Source organism: Pantoea sp. S62, assembly GCF_016658625.1.
Classification (GTDB): domain Bacteria; phylum Pseudomonadota; class Gammaproteobacteria; order Enterobacterales; family Enterobacteriaceae; genus Pantoea; species Pantoea vagans.
This window is the reverse complement of the sequence record NZ_JACVVI010000003.1, coordinates 490,072-512,179: the sequence shown is the minus strand read 5'-3', so window position 1 is coordinate 512,179 and position 22,108 is coordinate 490,072. Positions and strand designations below refer to the sequence as shown.

19 protein-coding genes are annotated in these 22,108 nt (G+C 56.2%); 16 read left to right on the top strand and 3 right to left on the bottom strand.

The window, feature by feature from the left end:
- The first annotated feature begins 425 nt into the window (after nt 1–425).
- The 16 genes from flhD (at nt 426) to IBT54_RS07555 (ending at nt 18,107) form a co-directional block, all read left to right on the top strand.
- Nucleotides 426–779 carry a flagellar transcriptional regulator FlhD gene (flhD, locus tag IBT54_RS07630; protein ID WP_013358234.1) on the top strand — a complete coding sequence of 118 codons (354 nt, stop codon included), beginning with the start codon at nt 426–428 and terminating at the stop codon, nt 777–779.
- Nucleotides 776–1,354, top strand: coding sequence for a flagellar transcriptional regulator FlhC (gene flhC, locus IBT54_RS07625; RefSeq protein WP_013358233.1), 579 nt, complete (start codon nt 776–778; stop codon nt 1,352–1,354). Before flhD ends, flhC begins: the two co-directional genes overlap by 4 nt.
- A gap of 133 nt (nt 1,355–1,487) precedes the next feature.
- Complete coding sequence (gene motA / locus IBT54_RS07620; protein WP_003849139.1) at nt 1,488–2,375, top strand: flagellar motor stator protein MotA; 888 nt, start codon at nt 1,488–1,490, stop codon at nt 2,373–2,375.
- Nucleotides 2,372–3,313, top strand: a complete 942-nt coding sequence (gene motB / locus IBT54_RS07615) for a flagellar motor protein MotB (protein WP_095707022.1) — start codon at nt 2,372–2,374, stop codon at nt 3,311–3,313. Before motA ends, motB begins: the two co-directional genes overlap by 4 nt.
- Before the next feature lie 11 nt (nt 3,314–3,324).
- Nucleotides 3,325–5,307 carry a chemotaxis protein CheA gene (gene cheA, locus IBT54_RS07610; protein ID WP_187266220.1) on the top strand — a complete coding sequence of 661 codons (1,983 nt, stop codon included), beginning with the start codon at nt 3,325–3,327 and terminating at the stop codon, nt 5,305–5,307.
- 23 nt (nt 5,308–5,330) lie between these two features.
- Nucleotides 5,331–5,828: a chemotaxis protein CheW gene (cheW, locus tag IBT54_RS07605; RefSeq protein ID WP_013358230.1), complete on the top strand. Its 498-nt coding sequence runs from the start codon at nt 5,331–5,333 to the stop codon at nt 5,826–5,828.
- 165 nt (nt 5,829–5,993) lie between these two features.
- Nucleotides 5,994–7,664: a methyl-accepting chemotaxis protein gene (locus tag IBT54_RS07600; protein ID WP_013358229.1), complete on the top strand. Its 1,671-nt coding sequence runs from the start codon at nt 5,994–5,996 to the stop codon at nt 7,662–7,664.
- 193 nt (nt 7,665–7,857) lie between these two features.
- A complete protein-coding gene (locus IBT54_RS07595) occupies nt 7,858–9,420 on the top strand; it encodes a methyl-accepting chemotaxis protein (RefSeq protein WP_201251938.1) in 1,563 nt (520 codons plus the stop codon).
- A 104-nt stretch (nt 9,421–9,524) separates the two neighbouring features.
- Entirely contained in the window at nt 9,525–11,201 is a 1,677-nt protein-coding gene (locus IBT54_RS07590) for a methyl-accepting chemotaxis protein (RefSeq protein ID WP_013358227.1), read from the top strand.
- A gap of 80 nt (nt 11,202–11,281) precedes the next feature.
- Nucleotides 11,282–12,154: a protein-glutamate O-methyltransferase CheR gene (cheR, locus tag IBT54_RS07585; RefSeq protein WP_013358226.1), complete on the top strand. Its 873-nt coding sequence runs from the start codon at nt 11,282–11,284 to the stop codon at nt 12,152–12,154.
- On the top strand, nt 12,154–13,203 hold the full coding sequence (locus tag IBT54_RS07580) for a chemotaxis response regulator protein-glutamate methylesterase (RefSeq protein ID WP_013358225.1): 1,050 nt from the start codon (nt 12,154–12,156) through the stop codon (nt 13,201–13,203). Before cheR ends, IBT54_RS07580 begins: the two co-directional genes overlap by 1 nt.
- A gap of 39 nt (nt 13,204–13,242) precedes the next feature.
- The gene (gene cheY / locus IBT54_RS07575; RefSeq protein WP_010258559.1) at nt 13,243–13,632 is read left to right on the top strand and encodes a chemotaxis response regulator CheY; all 390 of its coding nucleotides are present in this window, start codon (nt 13,243–13,245) and stop codon (nt 13,630–13,632) included.
- Nucleotides 13,633–13,641: 9 nt separating this feature from the next.
- The gene (gene cheZ / locus IBT54_RS07570) at nt 13,642–14,283 is read left to right on the top strand and encodes a protein phosphatase CheZ (protein ID WP_013358224.1); all 642 of its coding nucleotides are present in this window, start codon (nt 13,642–13,644) and stop codon (nt 14,281–14,283) included.
- Between the two features lie 188 nt (nt 14,284–14,471).
- A complete protein-coding gene (flhB, locus tag IBT54_RS07565; RefSeq protein WP_013358223.1) occupies nt 14,472–15,623 on the top strand; it encodes a flagellar biosynthesis protein FlhB in 1,152 nt (383 codons plus the stop codon).
- Nucleotides 15,616–17,715 (top strand): flagellar biosynthesis protein FlhA, encoded by a 2,100-nt coding sequence (flhA, locus tag IBT54_RS07560; protein ID WP_013358222.1) that lies wholly within the window; start codon nt 15,616–15,618, stop codon nt 17,713–17,715. Before flhB ends, flhA begins: the two co-directional genes overlap by 8 nt.
- Nucleotides 17,715–18,107, top strand: coding sequence for a flagellar protein FlhE (locus IBT54_RS07555; protein ID WP_033783336.1), 393 nt, complete (start codon nt 17,715–17,717; stop codon nt 18,105–18,107). Before flhA ends, IBT54_RS07555 begins: the two co-directional genes overlap by 1 nt.
- An 89-nt stretch (nt 18,108–18,196) precedes the next feature.
- On the opposite strand, the gene IBT54_RS07550 is transcribed toward IBT54_RS07555, so the two are convergent.
- The 3 genes from IBT54_RS07550 to argS form a co-directional block, all read right to left on the bottom strand.
- Nucleotides 18,197–19,195: an aldo/keto reductase gene (locus IBT54_RS07550; RefSeq protein WP_201251937.1), complete on the bottom strand. Its 999-nt coding sequence runs from the start codon at nt 19,193–19,195 to the stop codon at nt 18,197–18,199.
- A 124-nt stretch (nt 19,196–19,319) separates the two neighbouring features.
- On the bottom strand, nt 19,320–20,267 hold the full coding sequence (locus IBT54_RS07545) for a LysR family transcriptional regulator (protein ID WP_201251936.1): 948 nt from the start codon (nt 20,265–20,267) through the stop codon (nt 19,320–19,322).
- A 90-nt stretch (nt 20,268–20,357) separates the two neighbouring features.
- A complete protein-coding gene (argS, locus tag IBT54_RS07540; protein WP_013358217.1) occupies nt 20,358–22,088 on the bottom strand; it encodes an arginine--tRNA ligase in 1,731 nt (576 codons plus the stop codon).
- Between the last annotated feature and the right edge of the window lie 20 nt (nt 22,089–22,108).

Sequence of the window (22,108 nt, the reverse complement as noted above, 5' to 3'; positions counted from 1 at the left end):
CTTTCTCAGGACGAATTGGACTTAAAAACACACTTTTTTGTTCAAAAAGTGACCGGTCGGTAAGTAATCGTAAAGGGTTGCTGAAGAAATTTGCGTTAAAAGTGTGATCTGCGTCACACTTTATCTAAAATTTCATCTGACTGTCGTTGTATGTCGAAATCAGACGATATAGATTTGCGTTGTTTTCGGAATAGTCCTAAAAAATGTAAGAAGACGTCACGGAAAATGTCCGGAACTCGAAAATAGAATGGCATGGATTTTCGACCTTCAGTGGGTCTGAAACCCACGAAAATAGAAGGCGAAAAACAGTGACATTGAAATTATGTGAAGTTTTTTTGCCATCTTTTGATTTAACAAACAGCAGCTCGAACCGCAGGTTTTAATCTGCGATACAGTTACGTCGCATCTCTCAGGATGGAAAAATAATGGGCACATCTGAAGTACTGAAACATATTTATGACCTCAATTTGTCTTATTTACTGCTCGCGCAGCGTTTAATTAACCAGGATAAAGCTTCTGCAATGTTTCGCCTCGGCATTGACGAGAAAATGGCGAACGCATTATCTGAATTAACATTGCCTGAGATGGTAAAAATGGCGGAAACCAATCAACTGGTTTGCCAGTTCCGTTTTACCGATAGCAGCACCATTAATCGCCTGACGCAGGAATCACGCGTGGATGATTTACAACAAATCCACACCGGCATTTTATTATCGAGCCGTTTATTGCGTAATGCGTCTAAAGATGTAGCGCCTGCTAAAAAGAGAGCAATGTCATGAGTGAGAAAAGTATTGTTCAGGAAGCACGTGATATTCAGCTCGCGATGGAGCTGATCACTTTAGGTGCGCGCTTACAAATGTTAGAGAGTGAAACTCAGCTGAGCCGTGGTCGTCTGATCAAGCTCTATAAAGAATTACGTGGCAGTCCGCCGCCAAAAGGCATGCTGCCGTTCTCCACGGACTGGTTTATGACGTGGGAGCAGAACATCCATGCTTCTATGTTTTGCAACGCCTGGAAATTTTTACTGAAAACCGGTTTGTGCAGCGGTGTCGATGCCGTAATTAAAGCCTACCGTTTATATCTCGAACAGTGTCCGCAATCGGACGAGGGCCCGCTGTTGGCGCTGACCCGCGCCTGGACCCTGGTCCGATTCGTTGAAAGTGGCATGCTGGAACTGGCGGATTGCAAATGCTGCAACGGCAGCTTTATTAATCATGCGCATCAGCCAGTTGGCAGCTTTACCTGCAGCCTGTGCCAGCCGCCATCACGTGCCGTAAAAAGACGTAAACTTTCTGCAGAACCTGCCGATATGTTTCCACAACTGCTGGATGAACAGGTTAAACACGCCGTTTAAGTTTGTTCGCACTGTGGAAGCCATCCAGCAGCGGTTAATACCGCTGCTTTTTTTTTGCTTGCGGTTCAGGAATAACCTCTGCGGCTCTCTGGCTTAACTTCCACCAACACGTTACGGACGTAAGGATTTTTTTGTGCTGATAATTATAGGTTACCTGATTGTTTTAGGCTCCGTGTTGGGCGGATATGCGCTGGTAGGTGGCCATCTGGGCGCACTTTATCAGCCAGCCGAATTATTAATGATCGGCGGTGCCGGTGCCGGTGCTTTTTTAGTCGGTAACAATGGCAAGTCGATTAAAAAAACGCTGAAAGCGCTGCCTAAGTTATTTCGCGGCTCCAAATACAACAAAGCGGTTTACATGGATTTGATGGCGCTGCTTTATCGCCTGATGGCGAAGTCGCGTCAGCAGGGGATGTTATCGCTGGAACGCGATATTGAAGATCCCAGCCAGAGTGAAATTTTTGCTAATTATCCCCGCATCCTTGCCGATAAACAGTTAGTAGATTTTATTACTGACTATTTGCGTCTGATGGTCAGCGGCAACATGAACGCCTTTGAAATCGAAGCGTTGATGGATGAAGAGATTGAGACCTACGAACACGAGTGTGACGTACCAGCGCAAAGTATTGCTGCGGTGGGTGATGGTCTTCCGGCATTTGGTATCGTGGCCGCGGTAATGGGCGTCGTCCATGCGCTGGCTTCGGCCGATCGTCCGGCCGCTGAACTGGGTGCGCTGGTCGCGCATGCGATGGTGGGAACTTTCCTGGGCATTCTGCTGGCGTACGGGTTTGTCTCTCCGCTGTCGTCAGTACTGCGTCAGAAATGTGCGGAAACCACCAAGATGATGCAGTGCATTAAAGTGACATTGCTCTCGAGCCTCAATGGTTACGCGCCGCAGATTGCGGTGGAGTTTGGTCGTAAGACGCTCTATTCCGCCGAGCGTCCGTCGTTCAGCGAACTGGAAGAGCATGTGCGTAACGCCAAGAACCCGGCTAAACAGACTTCTGACGAGGCTTCATGAAACACGGCAATCGCCCCATTGTGCTGATCAAAAAGCGCAAACATAAAGGCCATGAAGGCAGCCACGGATCGTGGAAGATTGCCTACGCCGACTTTATGACGGCGATGATGGCCTTTTTTATGGTGATGTGGCTGCTGTCGATCGCCAACCCGCAGGAGCTGGTGCAGATTGCAGACTACTTCAAAACGCCGCTGAAAGTTGCAATTACCGGCGGCGCACGCAGCAGTGACAGTGACAGCCCGATCCCAGGTGGCGGCGACGATCCGACCAAAAAGATTGGCGAAGTGAAAAAAGTCGTCGATATGGACGCCCAGAAACGCAAGCTGGATGAGATTCGCCTTAACCGGCTGCGTGAAAAGCTCGACCAGATGATTGAAGCGGATCCGCGTCTGAAAGCGCTGCGGCCGCATCTGATCATCAACATGGTGGAAGAGGGGCTGCGTATTCAGATCATCGACAGCCAGAATCGCCCGATGTTTAAGACCGGTCGGGCCGAGGTGGAGCCGTATATGCGCGATATTCTGCGTGCCATTGCGCCGATCCTTAACGACATTCCGAACCGCATCAGCCTGGCCGGACATACCGATGATTTTCAGTATGCCGGCGGTGACAAGGGATACAGCAACTGGGAACTCTCTACCGACCGCGCTAACGCTTCACGCCGGGAACTGGTGATGGGCGGCCTGGATAGCGGCAAAGTTTTACGGGTGTTAGGTATGGCCGACACCATGCGCCTGAAAAATCGTGGCGGTAACGACGCAGTTAACCGCCGCATCAGCCTGCTGGTGTTGAACCACGACACCGAAGCAGCAATAGAAAAAGAGAACGCAGAAAGTGATGCCGTCCAGATCAGCGATCCGGCGGCCATTGAACAGATTACCGCACCTGCAACACCAGGCAGCGCGGTGAATACAGCAGCCCCCTCACAGCCGAGGTGATTCCCGTGAGTATGGACATCAGCGATTTTTACCAGACGTTTTTTGATGAAGCCGATGAGCTGTTAGCGGATATGGAACAACACCTGTTGGGCCTTGACCCGCAGGAGCCAGATTCGGAACAGCTTAACGCCATCTTCCGTGCCGCTCACTCCATTAAGGGTGGGGCCGGAACCTTTGGTTTTACGGTATTACAGGAAACGACTCATATCCTGGAAAACATTCTGGATGGTGCTCGTCGCGGCGAGATGCAGCTCAGCACCGACATCATCAACCTGTTTTTGGAAACCAAAGATATTATGCAGGAACAGCTCGATGCTTATAAAACCGCGCAGGAGCCTAACGCGGAGAGCTTCAAATATATCTGTGAAGCGCTGCGCCAGCTGGCGCTCGAGGCCAAAGGTCTGCCGGTTGATGTTCCGGCTACGGTAACCACTGCCAGCGCGGAACCGGCCAGCACCAGCGGTCTGCGTGTACAGCTGATCGACCTCAAAGAGAAAGAAGTCGACCTGATGCTGGAAGAGATGAGCAATCTCGGCACCCTGACTAATGTGCAGAAGGGCAGCACCACGCTGGACGTCTGCATTGATGGCGTCGGTAAAGATGACATCGTGGCGGTGCTCTGCTTCGTGATCGACGAAGCTCAGATCCGCTTCCCGGCCGCTGACGAAGCCGTTGCCGCGCCGGTCGCTGCTGCTGTTGCAGCCGCACCAGTGGCGGAAGAGGTTCACACCGCCAGCGTAACCGAACTGCCCGTGGCAGCGGTGAAACGTGAAAGTAAGCGCGTCGCGGCACCGGCCAAGTCGAGCGAATCGACCAGCATCCGTGTTGCGGTCGAGAAGGTCGATCAGCTGATCAACCTGGTCGGTGAACTGGTGATTACCCAGTCGATGCTCGCCCAGCGTTCCGGTGAACTCGACCCGGTGGCGCACGGCGACCTGCTGAACAGCATGGGCCAGCTGGAGCGTAACGCCCGCGACCTGCAGGAATCGGTGATGTCGATTCGTATGATGCCAATGGAATATGTCTTCAGCCGCTTCCCGCGTCTGGTGCGTGACCTGGCAAGCAAACTCGGCAAAGAGGTCGAACTGACCCTGCTGGGCAGCTCAACCGAACTCGATAAGAGCCTGATCGAACGCATTATCGACCCGTTAACGCACCTGGTGCGTAACAGTCTTGACCACGGTATCGAAACGCCAGAGAAACGTCTGGTGGCCGGTAAAGTGGCAACCGGTAACCTGACGCTTTCTGCGGAACACCAGGGCGGCAACATCTGTATCGAAGTGTCAGATGATGGTGCTGGTCTGAACCGTGAACGTATTCTGGCTAAAGCCCTGTCATCGGGTCTGCCGGTTCACGAGAACATGAGCGATGAAGAGGTCGGCATGCTGATCTTCGCACCGGGCTTCTCTACCGCGGAGCAGGTGACGGATGTTTCAGGACGCGGCGTCGGAATGGACGTGGTGAAACGAAATATTCAGGAGATGGGCGGTCACGTTGAAATCGCCTCGAAGCAGGGCAAAGGCACCACCATCCGTATCCTGCTGCCGCTGACGCTGGCCATTCTTGATGGCATGTCCGTTCGCGTGGCTGATGAAGTCTTTATTCTGCCGCTGAATGCGGTAATGGAATCACTGCAACCGCGTGCCGAAGAGCTGAAACCGCTGGCGGGTGGCGAGTGCGTGCTGGAAGTGCGTGGTGAATATCTGCCACTGGTCGAGTTGTGGAACGTCTTTGATGTGCAGGGTGCCAAAACCGAGGCCACGCAGGGCATCGTAGTGATCCTGCAGAGCGCGGGCAAACGTTACGCGCTGCTGGTTGATCAGCTGATTGGTCAGCATCAGGTGGTGGTGAAGAACCTGGAAAGTAACTATCGCAAAGTGCCGGGCATCTCTGCCGCGACCATTCTTGGCGATGGTAGCGTAGCGCTGATTGTTGATGTATCAGCACTGCAGTCACTTAACCGTGAAAAACGTGTGGCCGGCGCTGCCGCCTGACAGATAACGAAAGGGTAAATAACATGAATGGAATGGCAACCGTGACAAAAATCGCTGGCGAAACTGTGGGTCAGGAGTTTCTGGTCTTCACGCTGGGCGACGAAGAGTACGGCATCGATATCCTCAAAGTTCAGGAAATTCGCGGTTACGATCAGGTAACGCGTATTGCGAATACCCCTGAATTCATCCGCGGCGTCACTAACCTGCGCGGCGTAATCGTGCCGATTATCGATCTGCGCGTTAAGTTTGCGCAGCCTGACGTTGAGTATAATGACAACACCGTGGTCATCGTACTGAATCTGGAAAATCGCGTGGTCGGTATCGTGGTCGATGGCGTTTCTGACGTGCTGTCACTGACCCAGGATCAGATCCGCCCTTCACCGGAGTTCGCGGTAACCATGTCTACCGAGTACCTGACCGGTCTGGGTGCGCTGGGCGATCGCATGCTGATTCTGGTCGACATTGAGAAGCTGCTGAGCAGCGACGAGATGGCGCTGGTGGATAACCTGCGTACCGCGTAATAGCCTCTTCACGGGCTGGCTCTGGCTGGCCCGTGATTGTTACATCATGTAATAATTTCCTTCTGATTCATATATTTAAAATCGCTGCTTCCCCTAATTTCCCGCTGTCACCTGCCGATAATCTCACTGTCACTTTTAAATCACCTACATTGTTCAGGGTTACTCATGTTAACGAAAATCCGTGTGGTCACCAGCCTGTTACTGGTGTTGCTGGTGTTCGGGCTGTTACAGGCCTTCTCCGGTTCAGTTTTTTACTCCGCATTAAGCCACGACAAGCAGAGCTTCGCCGTGTCGCAGCTGGCGATGCAAAACACACAGGCGCTTAATGACGCCTATATGAGTCTCAACCAGAGCCGTGTGCTGCTGACCCGCATTCAGCTACGTATCGCCACCAGTAAACTGGAGGGTAAAACGGCCGATATCGCCGGTCTGTTCGGAGAGAGCAAAGGATTTCAGCAGGCAGCAGATGGTTATTATAAAGAATTCAAGGCGATCCCTGACACACCGGGTCAGGACGCGACGCTGAACGATCAGCTTGATCAGCGCTTCAGCGCCTATGACGGGGCCCTTAATCAGTTGCAGACCGCCCTGGAAGCTAATGATCCGATTGCCGCCGCCAAAGCTCCCGTTGCACCGAGCCAGAGTGCGTTTCTGACGCTTTACCGCGAATGGCGCGCCGATCAGAGTCGCCTGACCACACTGGGCGTGGCTGAGAACAGTAGTGCCTATACCCGAATGATGTGGATCCTTTCTGCCATCATGGCTGCCGTGGTCGCGGTGATTGTGCTTTGCTGGTTTGGCCTGCGCAAAATCGTGATAACGCCGCTGAATGGTAGCATTAATCACATTCAGCATATCGCCCAGGGTGATTTAACCCAGCCGATCGCGGTGGAAGGGCGTAACGAGATGACGCAGCTCGCCGCCAGCCTGCACGAAATGCAGCAGTCGCTGGTCCGCACCGTGACCAATGTCCGTGAAGGATCGGATGCGATCTTCACCGGTGCCAGTGAAATCTCTGCGGGAAACAATGACCTGTCCGCCCGTACAGAGCAGCAGGCGGCGTCACTGGAGCAGACGGCGGCCAGTATGGAGCAGCTCACCGCCACCGTGAAACAGAACGCCGAGAACGCCCGCCAGGCGTCACAGCTGGCACTCAGCGCGTCTGAAACCGCAGAAAAAGGCGGCAGCGTCGTAGCTGGCGTGGTGAAAACCATGAGCGAAATCGCCGGCAGTTCGAAGAAGATTGCCGATATCACCAGCGTGATTGATGGCATCGCGTTCCAGACCAATATTCTGGCGCTTAACGCCGCCGTTGAAGCGGCGCGTGCCGGTGAACAGGGTCGCGGTTTTGCAGTGGTCGCGGGCGAAGTACGTAGTCTGGCGCAGCGCAGCGCCCAGGCCGCCAAAGAGATCAAAGGGCTGATTGATGATTCAGTCAACCGCGTCAGCGTGGGTTCGCAGCTGGTCGGCACCGCCGGGGAAACCATGAGCGATATCGTCAGTGCGGTCACGCGCGTCACCGACATCATGGGCGAAATCGCCTCCGCATCGGACGAGCAGAGTCGCGGTATCGACCAGGTCGGGCAGGCCGTCACCGAGATGGATCGCGTCACCCAGCAGAACGCCTCGCTGGTGGAAGAGTCCGCGGCAGCAGCCGCCTCGCTGGAAGATCAGGCCAGCCGGTTAAGCCAGTCAGTTTCGGTCTTTAAAATCAAACGTGAAGCCAGGCCGACGCTGACAAAGCATCTGCCGATTGCTTCTACCGTAACAAAGGCGCTGGCACCGCGCAAAGCCCTGACTGCCCCGGTGAATGATACAAACTGGGAAACCTTCTGATCTGACGCTGCGCATCCTGCGGGATGCGCAGCCCCTTCCACTATCCCGCCTCCTGGCGTCAGACCCCGCACTCTCTTTTGATAAAAATAATTACAAAAGCCCGCTATCGCCTGAAAGCGCCGAAAAGCATTAATTAATCGCCAGAACCCGCCGATATAGCCGCTGCACCTTAATCAACCTGCAGGGGAACGAGATGTTAAAAAAAATAAAAGTGGTCACCAGTTTAATCGCCGTACTGGTTATCTTTGGCGCGCTTCAGCTGATTTCTGGCAGCCTTTTCTGGTCGGCGCTGAATAATGATAAAGAGGCGTTTGCGCTGTCGCAGATTTCTAATCGCAACGTCACGTCGATGACAGATGCCTATATCGCCCTGAACAACAGCCGTACCACGCTGAACCGCGCCATGCTGCGCTTACAGACCAGCATGGCATCGCAGATGAATGGCGGTCAGCTCGACGATCTGATGAACAAAGCCAACGCCCAGCTGGTGGAGGCCGACCGTCACTTTAAAATCTATTACGATCTGCCCGCCACGCCGGGGCTTGAAGTGGCGCTGCGTGACAAACTCGAAGCGGATTACGCGCAATATGAAAAAGGGCTGAAAGGCATGGTCACCAGCCTGCAGGCCCGCGATCTGGAAGGGATGTTTAAACAGAATATTGAACAGAAACAGGTCGCGATGCAGGGCAGCTACGGTGAGTGGCGTGCACGTCAGACCGAGCTTTCCGATCAGGGTATGGCACAGAACCATAAAGCCTTTACTCAGATGATGTGGCTGCTGGGCACCATTGGCGTCGCGGTAATCGTGGTGATCCTGGCCTGCTGGTTTGGCCTGCGTCAGGTTCTGATTCAGCCGCTGCAACAGCTGCTGGCGCAGATTCGCGCTATCGCCTCCGGCGATTTGACCCAGCCGATTATGGTTGAGGGCCGTAATGAGATGAGCCAGCTGGCAGCCGGCATCCAGGAGATGCAGCAATCGCTGGTGATGACGGTCGGTAATGTGCGTGACGGCTCTGACGCCATCTTCACTGGTGCCAGCGAAATTGCCGCCGGTAATAACGACCTGTCAGCCCGCACCGAAGAGCAGGCCGCCTCGCTGGAGCAGACTGCGGCCAGCATGGAACAGCTCACCGCCACGGTGAAACAGAATGCTGACAACGCCCGTCAGGCCTCGCAGCTGGCGCTGACCGCCTCTGAAACCGCGCAGCAGGGCGGCAAAGTGGTGAATGGCGTGGTGACGACCATGAAAGAGATTGCGGGCAGCTCGAAGAAGATTGCAGACATCATCAGCGTGATCGACGGTATCGCCTTCCAGACCAACATCCTGGCGCTGAATGCCGCGGTTGAAGCGGCGCGTGCCGGTGAACAGGGTCGCGGTTTTGCGGTAGTGGCCGGTGAAGTGCGCAGCCTGGCACAGCGCAGTGCTCAGGCCGCCAAAGAGATCAAAGGCCTGATTGAGGACTCGGTGTCGCGCGTCAACAGCGGTTCACTGCAGGTTGAAAGCGCCGGCAGCACCATGAATGAGATTGTGGGTGCCGTGACCCGCGTGACCGACATCATGGGCGAGATCGCCTCTGCATCAGACGAGCAGAGCCGCGGTATTGAGCAGGTCGGTCTGGCCGTCACCGAAATGGATCGCGTGACCCAGCAGAACGCCTCGCTGGTGGAGGAGTCTGCCGCTGCCGCTGCCGCACTGGAGCAGCAGGCCAGCGTCCTCACTCAGGCCGTTTCGGTTTTCAAAATTTCCCGCGCCTGATTTCTGCCTTTCAGCGTGGCGGCGGTTTAAAGCCGTTGCCACGCATAAAGTTCCCCCCGACGCCGCCGATAAATAAACACGAATCGCCAACCAATGAGGTGTTTATGTTTAGTCGAGTACGCGTTGTTTCCGGCCTGCTGTGTGTGCTGGCGCTGTTTGCGCTGCTGCAGCTGTTTTCCGGCGGAATGTTTTTCAAAACTGTCAGTTCAGATAAAGAGAATTTTGCCTACAACCAGCGTCTGAATACGTTGCAACAGGCGATGGGCACCTCATGGGTTTCGCTGGTTCAGGCGCGTAACACCCTTAACCGCGCCGGTATCCGTTTTCTGCAGGATGCGCAGATGTCGGGATCGGGCGCCAGCGTAAAAGAGCTGGTTGCACTGGCGGGCGAGGAGCTGAAACAGGCTGAAATCAACTATCAGATTTTCAACGATAACCTGTCAGAACAGGGTAAAACGGCTGAAAACGTCGTGGCATTGCAGGCGAACTATAAGGCCTATCACGATGCGCTGGCAGAGCTGATGGTGTTCTTCACTACCGGCAACTTCAAAGGGTTTGTGGATCAGCCAACGCAGAGTTTCCAGGACAAGTTTCAGAAAGATTACAGCGCCTGGCTGGAGAACAACAAAGCCCTGTCACAGCAGGGCGTGGAAGCTAACCAGCAGGCTTATAGCCGCTCCATCACTATCGTCATCGCCACGCTGGCCGTGACGTTGCTGATGATTATCCTGGTGTGGAACGTGATGCGTTCAGTGCTGATCCGTCCTCTGCGTCAGAGCATTGAGCATATCCAGCACATCGCGCGTGGCGATCTGACCCAGCCGGTTGAAATTACCGTGCGCAACGAAATTGGTGAGTTACTGACGTCACTGCAGCATATGCAGCAGGAGCTGGCACGCACTGTCCGCACCGTGCGTGACGGCTCAGATGCCATCTATACCGGTGCCAGCGAAATCTCCATCGGTAACAACGATCTCTCCTCGCGTACCGAACAGCAGGCCGCCTCGCTGGAGCAGACCGCTGCCAGCATGGAGCAGCTCACCGCGACCGTGAAGCAGAATGCCGAAAATGCCCGTCAGGCGTCGAAGCTGGCGCTGACCGCCTCGGAAACCGCGCAGCAGGGCGGCAAAGTGGTGGATGGCGTGGTCACCACCATGAAAGAGATTGCGGGCAGCTCCAAGAAGATTGCCGATATTACCAGCGTGATTGACGGCATTGCCTTCCAGACCAACATCCTGGCACTGAACGCGGCGGTTGAAGCCGCTCGCGCCGGTGAGCAGGGGCGCGGCTTTGCCGTCGTGGCGGGTGAAGTACGCAGCCTTGCGCAGCGCAGCGCCCAGGCCGCCAAAGAGATCAAGGGTCTTATTGAGGATTCCGTAAGCCGCGTTAATACCGGCTCGGTGCTGGTAGAGAGCGCCGGTGACACCATGAGCAACATCGTCAGCGCCGTCACACGCGTCACCGACATCATGGGCGAGATCGCCTCTGCGTCAGACGAACAGAGCCGTGGCATTGACCAGGTGGGCCTTGCGGTCACCGAGATGGATCGCGTCACGCAGCAGAACGCCTCACTGGTTGAAGAGTCAGCGGCAGCGGCTGCAGCGCTCGAAGATCAGGCAAGTCACTTAAAACAAGCGGTATCAGTGTTCAATATTGGTAAAGAATTTGTCGCGCAGGCCGTTAACAAGACAACGGCGACAAAAACGCTCCAGTCAGATGCACCGTTAGCCGTTGGTCGTTCGTCTGCGGTACGCAGCGACGACAACTGGGAAACCTTTTAATCGCCCGTGGCCCGGCCGCCATTGAGCCGCCGGGCATCGCAGCAGACAGTTAATGTATTCAGTTCGGGCCAGGTGCAGAGATGAAAAAATCGACGATTTTAGATCAAAATGAGACGACAACGCTGCTGTCGCAGATGGTGCAGCGTTTACCGCTCTCCGATACGCATTTTCGCCGTATCAGCCAGCTGATCTATCAGCGTGCCGGTATCGTACTGGCCGATCACAAGCGTGAGATGGTTTATAACCGTCTGGTTCGTCGCCTGCGCACGCTGAATATCGATGATTTCGGTCGTTACCTGGCGCTGCTGGAGTCCGATCCGAACAGTGCCGAGTGGCAGGCGTTTATCAACGCCCTGACCACCAACCTGACCGCGTTCTTCCGCGAAGCGCATCACTTCCCGATTCTGGCGGAGCATGCACGTAAGCGCCAGGGCAACTTCAGCGTCTGGAGTACCGCGGCGTCAACCGGTGAGGAGCCTTATTCCATCGCCATGACGCTGGCCGAAACGCTGGGTACCGGGCCAGGTAAATTCCAGGTCCATGCCAGCGATATCGACACGCAGGTGCTGGAAAAAGCGGTATCAGGTGTTTATCGCCAGGAGGAGCTGCGCACGCTGTCACCGGCGCAAATGCAGCGTTTCTTCCTGCGCGGCACCGGTCCGCACGCCGGAATGGTGCGGGCGCGTCCCGAGCTGACCAACCTCGTCACCTATGCACAGCTTAACCTGCTGGCCAACGACTGGGCGCTGCCGGGTCAGTTCGACGCTATTTTCTGTCGCAATGTGATGATCTATTTCGATAAAGAGACGCAGGAGAAGATTCTGCGTCGGTTTGTCCCGCTGCTGAAGCCGGGCGGCATCCTGTTCGCCGGACACTCAGAAAACTTCAGTCAGATCAGTAAAGAGTTCTGGCTGCGCGGACAAACCGTCTATGGACTGACGAAGGAAAGATGATGAGCAAAATCACCGTGATGTGCGTAGATGACTCTGCGCTGATGCGGCAGTTGATGACCGAGATCATCAACAGCCATCCGGATATGGAGATGGTCGCTACGGCGCCCGATCCGCTGGTCGCCCGCGATTTGATCAAGCAGTTCAATCCGCAGGTGCTGACGCTGGATGTGGAAATGCCGCGCATGGATGGCCTCGATTTCCTGGAAAAACTGATGCGGTTACGGCCAATGCCTGTGGTGATGGTTTCATCACTGACCGGGAAAGGCTCCGAAATCACCCTGCGGGCGCTGGAACTGGGGGCGGTGGATTTCGTCACCAAACCCCAGCTCGGCATCCGCGAAGGTATGCTGGCCTACAGCCAGATGATTGGCGACAAAATCCGCGCGGCGGCCCGGGCCCGACTGCACAACCGTGCTGCGATGCCGGTGCCGGCGACGCTAAAAGCGGGGCCACTGCTGAGTAGTGAGAAGCTGATTGCGATTGGCTCCTCTACCGGCGGCACCGAGGCGATTCGCCACGTGCTGCAGCCTTTACCGGCGACCAGCCCGGCGTTGCTGATTACCCAGCATATGCCGCCAGGCTTTACCCGCTCTTTTGCCGAGCGTCTGAACAAGCTGTGTCAGATCACGGTGAAAGAGGCCGAAGACGGTGAGCGTATTCTGCCAGGGCACGCCTATATCGCGCCAGGCGCAATGCACATGGAGCTGGCCCGAAGCGGTGCCAACTATGTGGTGAAACTGAATGAAGGACCCCCGGTTAACCGGCACAAACCCTCTGTGGATGTGCTGTTTAAATCGGTGGCGATTAACGCCGGACGAAATGCGGTGGGGGTCATCCTCACAGGCATGGGCAACGACGGTGCCGCTGGGATGCTGGAAATGCATCGGGCAGGTGCCTGGACTATCGCCCAGAACGAAGCCAGCTGTGTGGTATTTGGCATGCCGCGTGAGGCTATTGCCACAGGCGGCGTGAGCGAAGTCGTGGATTTAAGCAACATCAGCCAGCATATGCTGGCGAAAATTAGCGCCGGACAGGCATTGCGTATTTAACAGGCCCGTCCCGCCGGGCGAGACAACTCAGGAGTAGATATGGCTGATAAAAACATGCGCTTTTTGGTAGTAGACGACTTCAATACGATGCGTCGTATTGTGCGTAACCTGCTGAAAGAGCTGGGCTTCAATAACGTAGAAGAAGCGGAAGATGGTGTGGATGCCCTCGGCAAACTGAAAGCGGGTGGCTTCGACTTTGTGATTTCCGACTGGAACATGCCAAACATGGATGGCCTGCAGCTGCTGCAGACTATTCGTGCCGACGCGGCGATGAGTTCGCTGCCGGTGCTGATGGTGACCGCGGAAGCCAAGAAAGAGAACATTATCGCCGCCGCCCAGGCGGGAGCCAGCGGATATGTCGTGAAGCCATTCACTGCGGCAACCCTGGAAGAGAAGCTGGGTAAAATTTTCGAAAAACTGGGCATGTAAGGGGATGTGATGAGCGACTTTCCGAAACCAACTGAGGATGCCGCGGCACACGACATCATTTCACGTATTGGCTCACTGACGCGCATGCTGCGCGACAGTCTGCGCGAGCTGGGGCTGGATAAAGCCATTGCCGATGCAGCTGAAGCCATTCCTGATGCCCGCGATCGTCTTGATTATGTGGTGCAGATGACGGCGCAGGCCGCCGACCGTGCGCTGAACTGTGTTGAAGCAGCACAACCCCATCAGGATAAGATGGAAGCCGGGGCAACCCAGCTGAAAGGGCGTTGGGATGCGTGGTTTGAGAACCCGATTGAACTGGGTGATGCGCGGGAGTTGGTGACGGATACGCGCGAATTCCTCACCGCCGTGCCTGAGCACACCGCCTTTACCAACAAGCAGCTGCTTGAAATCATGATGGCGCAGGATTTCCAGGACCTGACCGGTCAGGTGATCAAGCGCATGATGGATGTGATCCAGGAAATTGAGCGCCAGCTGTTAATGGTGCTGCTGGAGAACATGCCAGAAGTCAGCGCTGAGAAGCGTCAGGAAGGCACCAGCCTGCTGAATGGACCGCAGATCCACGCCGATGCACCGGGCGTGGTGGCGAACCAGGATCAGGTTGATGACCTGCTGGACAGCTTAGGGTTCTAAGCTTCGTCCGCCTGCGGGCGGACAAAACGACTCCCGGCGTCATAAAACAGGGTCACCTTCGGGTGGCCCCGTTCCGCATTGTCAGACCCATCCCCGAAAGAACGCCTGTTTTCCCCATCTTATCTCCGCTTTAACTTAAGCCAGATTTGGCATCCTATGCTCAGAATTCCTGCCAACCGAGGTTTGTCGTGGCTGAAGATAGCGACGAAGACAAAACAGAATCGCCCACGGCCCACCGACTTGAGAAAGCGCGTGAAGAGGGCCAGATTCCGCGTTCGCGCGAACTGACGTCACTGCTGATGCTGCTGGCCGGCATCATGATCCTGTGGATGGGCGGCAACATGATGGCGCACCGGCTGGCGGCCATGGTCGCCACCGGACTCCGTTTTGACCACGGGATGGTCAGGGATGACAAAATTATCGTCAGCCACATCGGCAGCCTGATTACCCAGGCACTGATGGCGCTGCTGCCGCTGATGGGCGGTCTGGTGCTGGTGGCGATTGCCGCACCCATGCTGCTGGGCGGACTTGTTTTCAGCGGTAAATCGATCAAGTTCGACCTGAAGAAGATGAGCCCGATGGCGGGGTTCAAACGGATGTTCGCCGCGCAGGCCTGGACCGAACTGTTTAAAGGCATCCTCAAAACCATTCTGGTGGGCGCAGTGGGCTGGTGGTACATCTGGAGCCACTGGCCGGAGATGCTGCGGCTGATCAGTGAGGCGCCCGTCACCGCGCTGATTCACGGCATGGAGATGATCGCGGTCTGCTGTTCACTGGTGATGCTCGGGCTGATCCCGATGGTGGGATATGACGTCTTCTGGCAGCTCTACAGCCACTTCAAAAAGCTGAAGATGTCGATGCAGGAGATCCGCGACGAGCATAAGCAGCAGGAAGGTGACCCGCACGTTAAAGGGCGTATCCGGCAGCAGATGCGCGCCGCCGCGCGACGCAGAATGATGGCCGATGTGCCAAAAGCCGATGTCATCGTCACCAACCCGACACACTACTCGGTGGCATTGCAGTACAACGAGAAGAAGATGAGCGCGCCGAAGGTTGTGGCCAAAGGCGCGGGCGAGATCGCCCTGAGAATTCGTGAACTGGCTGCCGAACACCGCATCCCGGTTCTGGAAGCACCGCCGCTGGCGCGTGCGCTATACCGGCATACCGAAATTGGTCAGCACATCCCAGGCGCGCTCTATGCTGCCGTGGCCGAAGTACTGGCGTGGGTCTGGCAGTCGCGTCGCTGGAAGCGCGAAGGCGGCCTGATCCCAACCAAACCAAAAAACCTGCCGGTTCCGGCAGAGATGGACTTTGCAGGAGAGAGCAAAAACGATGGCTAATAACCTGGCCGCAAAACTACGTTTACCGGGCAACTTTAAAGATATGCAGTGGCAGGTGCTGGCTGGTCCGGTGCTGATCCTGATGATCCTGTCGATGATGGTTCTGCCATTACCGCCGTTCATCCTTGATCTGCTGTTCACCTTTAACATTGCGCTGTCGATCATGATCCTGCTGGTGTCGATGTTCACCCAGCGGACCCTGGAGTTTGCGGCGTTCCCGACCATTCTGCTGTTCTCTACTTTGCTGCGTCTGGCACTGAACGTGGCTTCAACCCGTATCATCCTGATGGATGGGCACACCGGTGCCGCCGCGGCAGGACAGGTCGTTGAAGCCTTCGGTCACTTCCTGGTGGGCGGTAACTTCGCCATCGGTATCGTGGTGTTTATCATCCTGGTCATCATCAACTTCATGGTTATCACCAAGGGTGCAGGTCGTATCGCCGAAGTGGGCGCGCGCTTTGTACTGGACGGGATGCCCGGTAAGCAGATGGCGATCGATGCCGACCTCAACGCCGGTCTGATCGGTGAAGATGAAGCTAAACGCCGCCGTGCTGAAGTGACCCAGGAAGCGGACTTCTACGGTTCGATGGACGGTGCCAGTAAGTTCGTTCGTGGTGATGCCGTCGCCGGTATCATGATCATGGTGATCAACGTCATCGGCGGCCTGCTGGTGGGTGTGGTGCAGCACGGTATGGATGTCGGGCACGCCGCAGAGACCTATACGCTGCTGACCATCGGTGATGGTCTGGTTGCCCAGATCCCGGCGCTGGTTATCTCTACTGCAGCCGGTGTTATCGTGACGCGCGTCGCCACCGATCAGGATGTCGGCGAGCAGATGGTTACCCAGCTGTTTAAGGATCCCCGCGTGCTGATGCTCAGCGCCGGGGTGATTGGCCTGCTGGGTCTGGTGCCTGGCATGCCTAACTTCGTCTTCCTGCTGTTCACCGCCGCCTTGCTGGGTCTGGCCTGGTGGCTGCGCGGACGCGAAACGCAGCCGAAGAAGAAAGTGGACGTTGCTGGCAGCATCAGCAACAAAGCGGCGGCGGACACGCCAGCCGCCACCGAAGCCTCCTGGACCGATGTACAGCTGGAAGATACGCTGGGCATGGAAGTGGGCTATCGCCTGATTCCGATGGTCGATCATCAGCAAAACGGCGAGCTGCTGGGCCGTATCCGCAGTATTCGTAAGAAAGTTGCGCAGGATGTCGGTTTCCTGCCGCCGGTGGTGCATATCCGTGACAACATGGAGTTGCCACCTGCGCGCTATCGCATCCTGATGAAAGGGGTGGAGATTGGCAGCGGTGATGCCTATCCTGGCCGCTGGATGGCGATTAACCCGGGCACGGCTGCCGGCAGTCTGCCGGGTGAAGCGACTGTCGATCCGGCCTTTGGCCTGGCAGCAGTCTGGATCGACAGCGCGCTGAAAGAGCAGGCGCAGATTCAGGGCTTTACCGTGGTAGAAGCCAGTACTGTGGTGGCAACACACCTCAACCATCTGATTGGCCAGTTCGCCAGCGAACTGTTTGGCCGTCAGGAAGCGCAGCAGCTGCTGGATCGCGTGACGCAGGAGATGCCGAAGCTGACCGAAGATCTGGTGCCGGGGGTGATCTCACTGACCACGCTGCATAAAGTACTGCAGAATCTGCTGGTGGAGCGGGTCTCGATTCGCGATATGCGCACCATCATTGAAACGCTGGCGGAACATGCGCCGGTACAGAGCGATCCGCAGGAGCTGACCAGCGTGGTGCGTGTGGCGCTGGGCCGCGCGATTACGCAGCAGTGGTTCCCGGGCAATGATGAGGTACAGGTTATCGGGCTGGATTCTACGCTGGAGCGTCTGCTGTTACAGGCACTGCAGGGCGGCGGTGGCCTGGAGCCGGGACTGGCCGATCGGCTGTTAAGTCAGGCACAGGCGGCATTGCAGCGTCAGGAGATGCTGGGCGCGCCACCGGTGCTGCTGGTCAATCATCCGCTGCGTGCGCTGCTGGCGCGATTCCTGCGCCGCAATCTGCCTCAGCTGGTGGTGCTCTCGAATCTGGAGCTGAGCGACAATCGCCAGATCCGTATGACTGCTACCATCGGAGGCAAATAATGCGCGGGCTGCTGATGGTGCTTTTCATGCTGCCGACGCTGGCTCAGGCAGCCGGTGGTGCCTGGAGCGCCACGGCCAACGGCCCGCTCCTGGCGAATCGCGGCAGCTGGCAACGGGCGCAGCCGCTGACGCCACCCGCCGATGTCGGCGGGGAGGTCAGCATCATTAACTGGCGTTATGAGCTGAGCAGATCTGCGCCGTCGGGTCTGGAAGTGCGGCTGTGCGGCGAGCAGCGCTGCACCACGCTTGAGGGTGCCAGCGGCACTACGCGCGGGCTGGCACATCTCAACGCCGGCGAAACCCTGCATATGGTGTTTGGTTTTGCCGGCAGCGGGGCGCTGCCACCCGGATTGCGGGTGGTGAGCAGCGAAGTCATGGTCAATTACCAGTAAGCGTCTTGCTGCTGAGTTGACTGAAGGGGAGCCAGAATTGTGTTTCTGGCTCCTTTCCGCAGCATAGTGCGCAAGTGCCTAATATGTCTTCAGGCGTTAACGCCCTTCATTCCCTCCTCAGAGTAGCGGCCGCCTTTGACCTCAATCTGCTGATGAATCGTATTCAGCAACCGCACGTCGTCCTCTTCCAGCCTGATATCCGCGGCCTGCGCATTCTCAGTGAGATAAGCAATCTGTTTAGTGCCCGGTATCGGCACAGTTTTCTCATACTGGGCCAGCAACCACGCCAGCGCAATCTGCCCGGTGGTGGCGTGATATTTTTCCGCCAGCGGCGTTACCGCGTTAAGAAGTTGCAGATTGTGGTCGATATTGTCCTGCTGGAAACGGTCATTATTTTTGCGGAAATCGTCTTCGGCAAAATCACTGTTGTTGCGATATTTACCCGTCAGAAAACCTCTGCCCAGCGGTGAGTAGGGCACCAGTCCGATGCCAAGCTTTTTCACCATCGGCAGAATCTCCGCTTCACTGTCACGCGTCCAGAGTGAATATTCTGTCTGCAGCGCGGCCAGCGGATGGATCGCGTGCGCCCGACTCAGCGTTGTAGCAGAGGCTTCACACAGCCCAATCCGGGCGATCTTCCCCTCCTGCACCAGACGGCTGAGACACTGCATACTCTCCTCAATCGGTGTCGCCGGACTGATGCGATGCAGATAAAAGAGATCGATACGCTCAACGCCCAGCCGTTCCAGGGAGGCATGGCAGCTGCGGGTGATGTAGTCGGGCTGATTATTGATGGTGCGGGCATAGGCCTCGTCCGCCGGACGCTCAATGCCACATTTGGTGGCGACGGTAAATTTCAGCCGTTCAGCTTTGCTCAGCCCGGCAAGAAACTGGCCTATCAACTGCTCGTTGTGGCCGCGCCCGTAAAGGTCGGCGGTATCGATAAAGGTGATATCCAGGTCGCGCAACTGGCTGAGCAGTTGCAGGGAATGACGGTCATCGGTCTGACCATAAAATTCGCTGAGCCCCATTGCGCCATAACCGATAGCGCTGACCTCCAGACCCTGAGTTAACGTTCGCTTTTTCATTATCTCTCCTCGTAAGTGAGAGATGATTGTTTCACCGCACGCCAAAGCACGGAATTGCTCCTTCTGTCATGCAGAAAAGGTATCAGCGAGCTTCAGGCAATATGGGTACGGATAGCACAGCGACTTAGCCGCGCGGATGGGCGGGGGTTTCGGGTTCAGCAGGCTGCGAGAGTGCGATCAGCGCATTCACTACTGCCGCACTGGTTTCATCGGCGCGAATCGCCGCATAAACGTCAATTGCCAGCTGCTTAGCTGCATCTTCAGTCAGTGGCCGGTAACAGAGACCTGTCTGCTTGAAGGTGCATTTTGACTGCGGCATCAGCGCAAACCCTTTGCCTCTGGCGATGTGCGCCAGCATCAGCAGGGAATCTTCAGGCTCTCGCACCCGTTTCAGCGCGATGCTGAGCGTGGCGAAGTAGCGCTCGCATTTATCGTAAAACTGCGGATTGGCGCTGCGCGGAAACCAGAAAAGTGGAAGGTCAGCCAGCGCCTCCAGCACAACGTTTTCAGACAGGCTGGCGGGATGTGCTGACGGCATCGCAACCCACAGTGGCTCACGGTATACCCAGGCGTACCGGACAGCATTTTCCGCTTCCGCTCCTTTTTCCCCGGTCAGGATCAAATCCAGGCTATTTTTCGCCAGGCGCTGCAGCAGCTGAGCCGAAGTGAGGCTGGGCATCTCCATCTCGTCGCTGGCATAAAAACTGGCGAGCTGCTTATTAAGCGGCGCGATGAGTTCGAAATTCAGCGTGCGGGTCAGCCCGATACGCAGCTGTGCTGCAACAGGCTGCGCATCCTCTTTTAGGGCATTCAGTGCCATAAGGATCGCTTCCGCTTTCGTGACCAGCGCCCGGCCAGACTCTGTCAGGGTGACCTCATGCGTCGTACGGCTGAACAGCGGCTGGCCCAGCAGATCTTCCAGACTCTGAATCTGACGGGTGAGCGGAGGCTGCGTCATGCTAAGGCGTTCTGCAGCCCGGCGAAAATTAAGCTCGTGCGCGACCGCCAGAAAGCACTGCAACTGTTTAATGGTGGGAAGGTGGCTGCTGATGAGATGCGCGGCTAAAGACATGGCGCCATCCTGCTGCTGAAAGAGTGAGGGAGTGTAGGGGAAACGTGTGAAGTCAGCAACGGAGAGGGAATTCCCTCTCCGTTCCGGCGATTACATGCGCTCGACGGTGTCGATACCCAGCGTATCCAGACCCTGCTTCAGCGTCTTCGCGGTCAGCGCGGCCAACTGCAGTCGGCTCAGACGCGTCGCGTCTGATTCTGCGCTGAGAATCGGGCAGTGCTCGTAGAAGCCAGAGAACAGGCCTGCCAGATCGTAGAGATAAGCACACATCACGTGTGGCGTACCGTCGCGCGCCACCTGCGTGATAACTTCTTCGAACTGAAGCAGACGGGTTGCCAGCTGTGCTTCGCGCTCTTCGCTAATCACGATCTCTGCATCCAGCGAATCGGCATCAATGCCTGCCTTGCGGAATACGGAGAGCACGCGGGTGTAGGCGTACTGCATGTAAGGCGCCGTGTTGCCTTCAAACGCCAGCATGTTGTCCCAGTCAAAGATGTAGTCGGTGGTGCGGCTTTTTGACAGGTCAGCGTATTTTACCGCGCTGATGCCCATCACTTCCGCCAGCGCTTTGACTTCCGCTTCGCTCATTTCCGGGTTCTTCTCACGCACCAGCGTGTAGGCACGCTGCCAGGCTTCATCCAGCAGATCGGAGAGCTTGATAGTGCCGCCGCTGCGGGTTTTAAACGGACGGCCATCTTTGCCCAGCATCATGCCAAACGCATGGTGCTCCAGCGGCACAGACTCCGGCACATAACCCGCTTTACGCACGATAGTCCACGCCTGAACCAGATGCTGATGCTGACGGGAGTCGATGTAATAGAGCACACGATCGGCTTTCAGCGTTTCGTAACGGTATTTCGCACAGGCGATGTCAGTCGTGGTATAGAGGTAGCCGCCATCCTTTTTCTGGATGATTACGCCCATCGGCTCACCTTCTTTGTTCTGGAATTCATCCAGGTACACCACGGTTGCGCCTTCGCTTTCAACAGCCAGACCTTTCTGTTTCAGATCGGCAACAATGCCAGGCAGCATATCGTTATAAAGGCTTTCACCCATCACGTCATTGCGCGTCAGCGTAACGTTCATACGGTCATAGATTTTCTGGTTCTGACTCATGGTGATGTCGACCAGCTTCTTCCACATCTGGCGGCAGTACTCATCGCCGCCCTGTAATTTCACCACGTAACCGCGCGCGCGCTCGGCAAACTCAGGATCTTCATCGTAGGTGCGCTTGGCTTCACGGTAGAAGCCTTCGAGATCGGCCAGCGCCATCTCAGCGTGATTTTCATTCTGCTGTTTTTCCAGAAACGCAATCAGCATGCCGAACTGCGTACCCCAGTCGCCAACGTGGTTCGCCCGGATCACCTTGTGGCCCAGAAACTCCAGCGTTCGCACCGCCGCATCACCAATGATGGTGGAGCGGATGTGACCTACGTGCATCTCTTTCGCAACGTTGGGCGCAGAGTAGTCGACCACAATGGTCTGGGGTTCGGCCAGTTGCACACCAAGACGCGGCAGACTCAGTGCTTCGCGGGCATGCTTTGCCAGCCAGTTGTGGTCGAGGAAGATATTGATGAAACCCGGTCCGGCAATTTCAACTTTGCTGGCGATGCCGGTCAGGTCGAGGTGCTGAATCACCGCTTCCGCTAATTGTCGCGGTGCCTGTCCCAGCTTTTTCGCCACGGCCATAATGCCGTTGGCCTGATAGTCTCCAAACTGAACCCGGGCAGACTGGCGAACCTGCGGTTCGCAATCGGTGGGTGCGCCGGCTAAAACCATTGCCTGACTGACTTTTGCGGAAAGAAGTGCCTGAATATTCACCGAGTTACCTTCATGTGCTG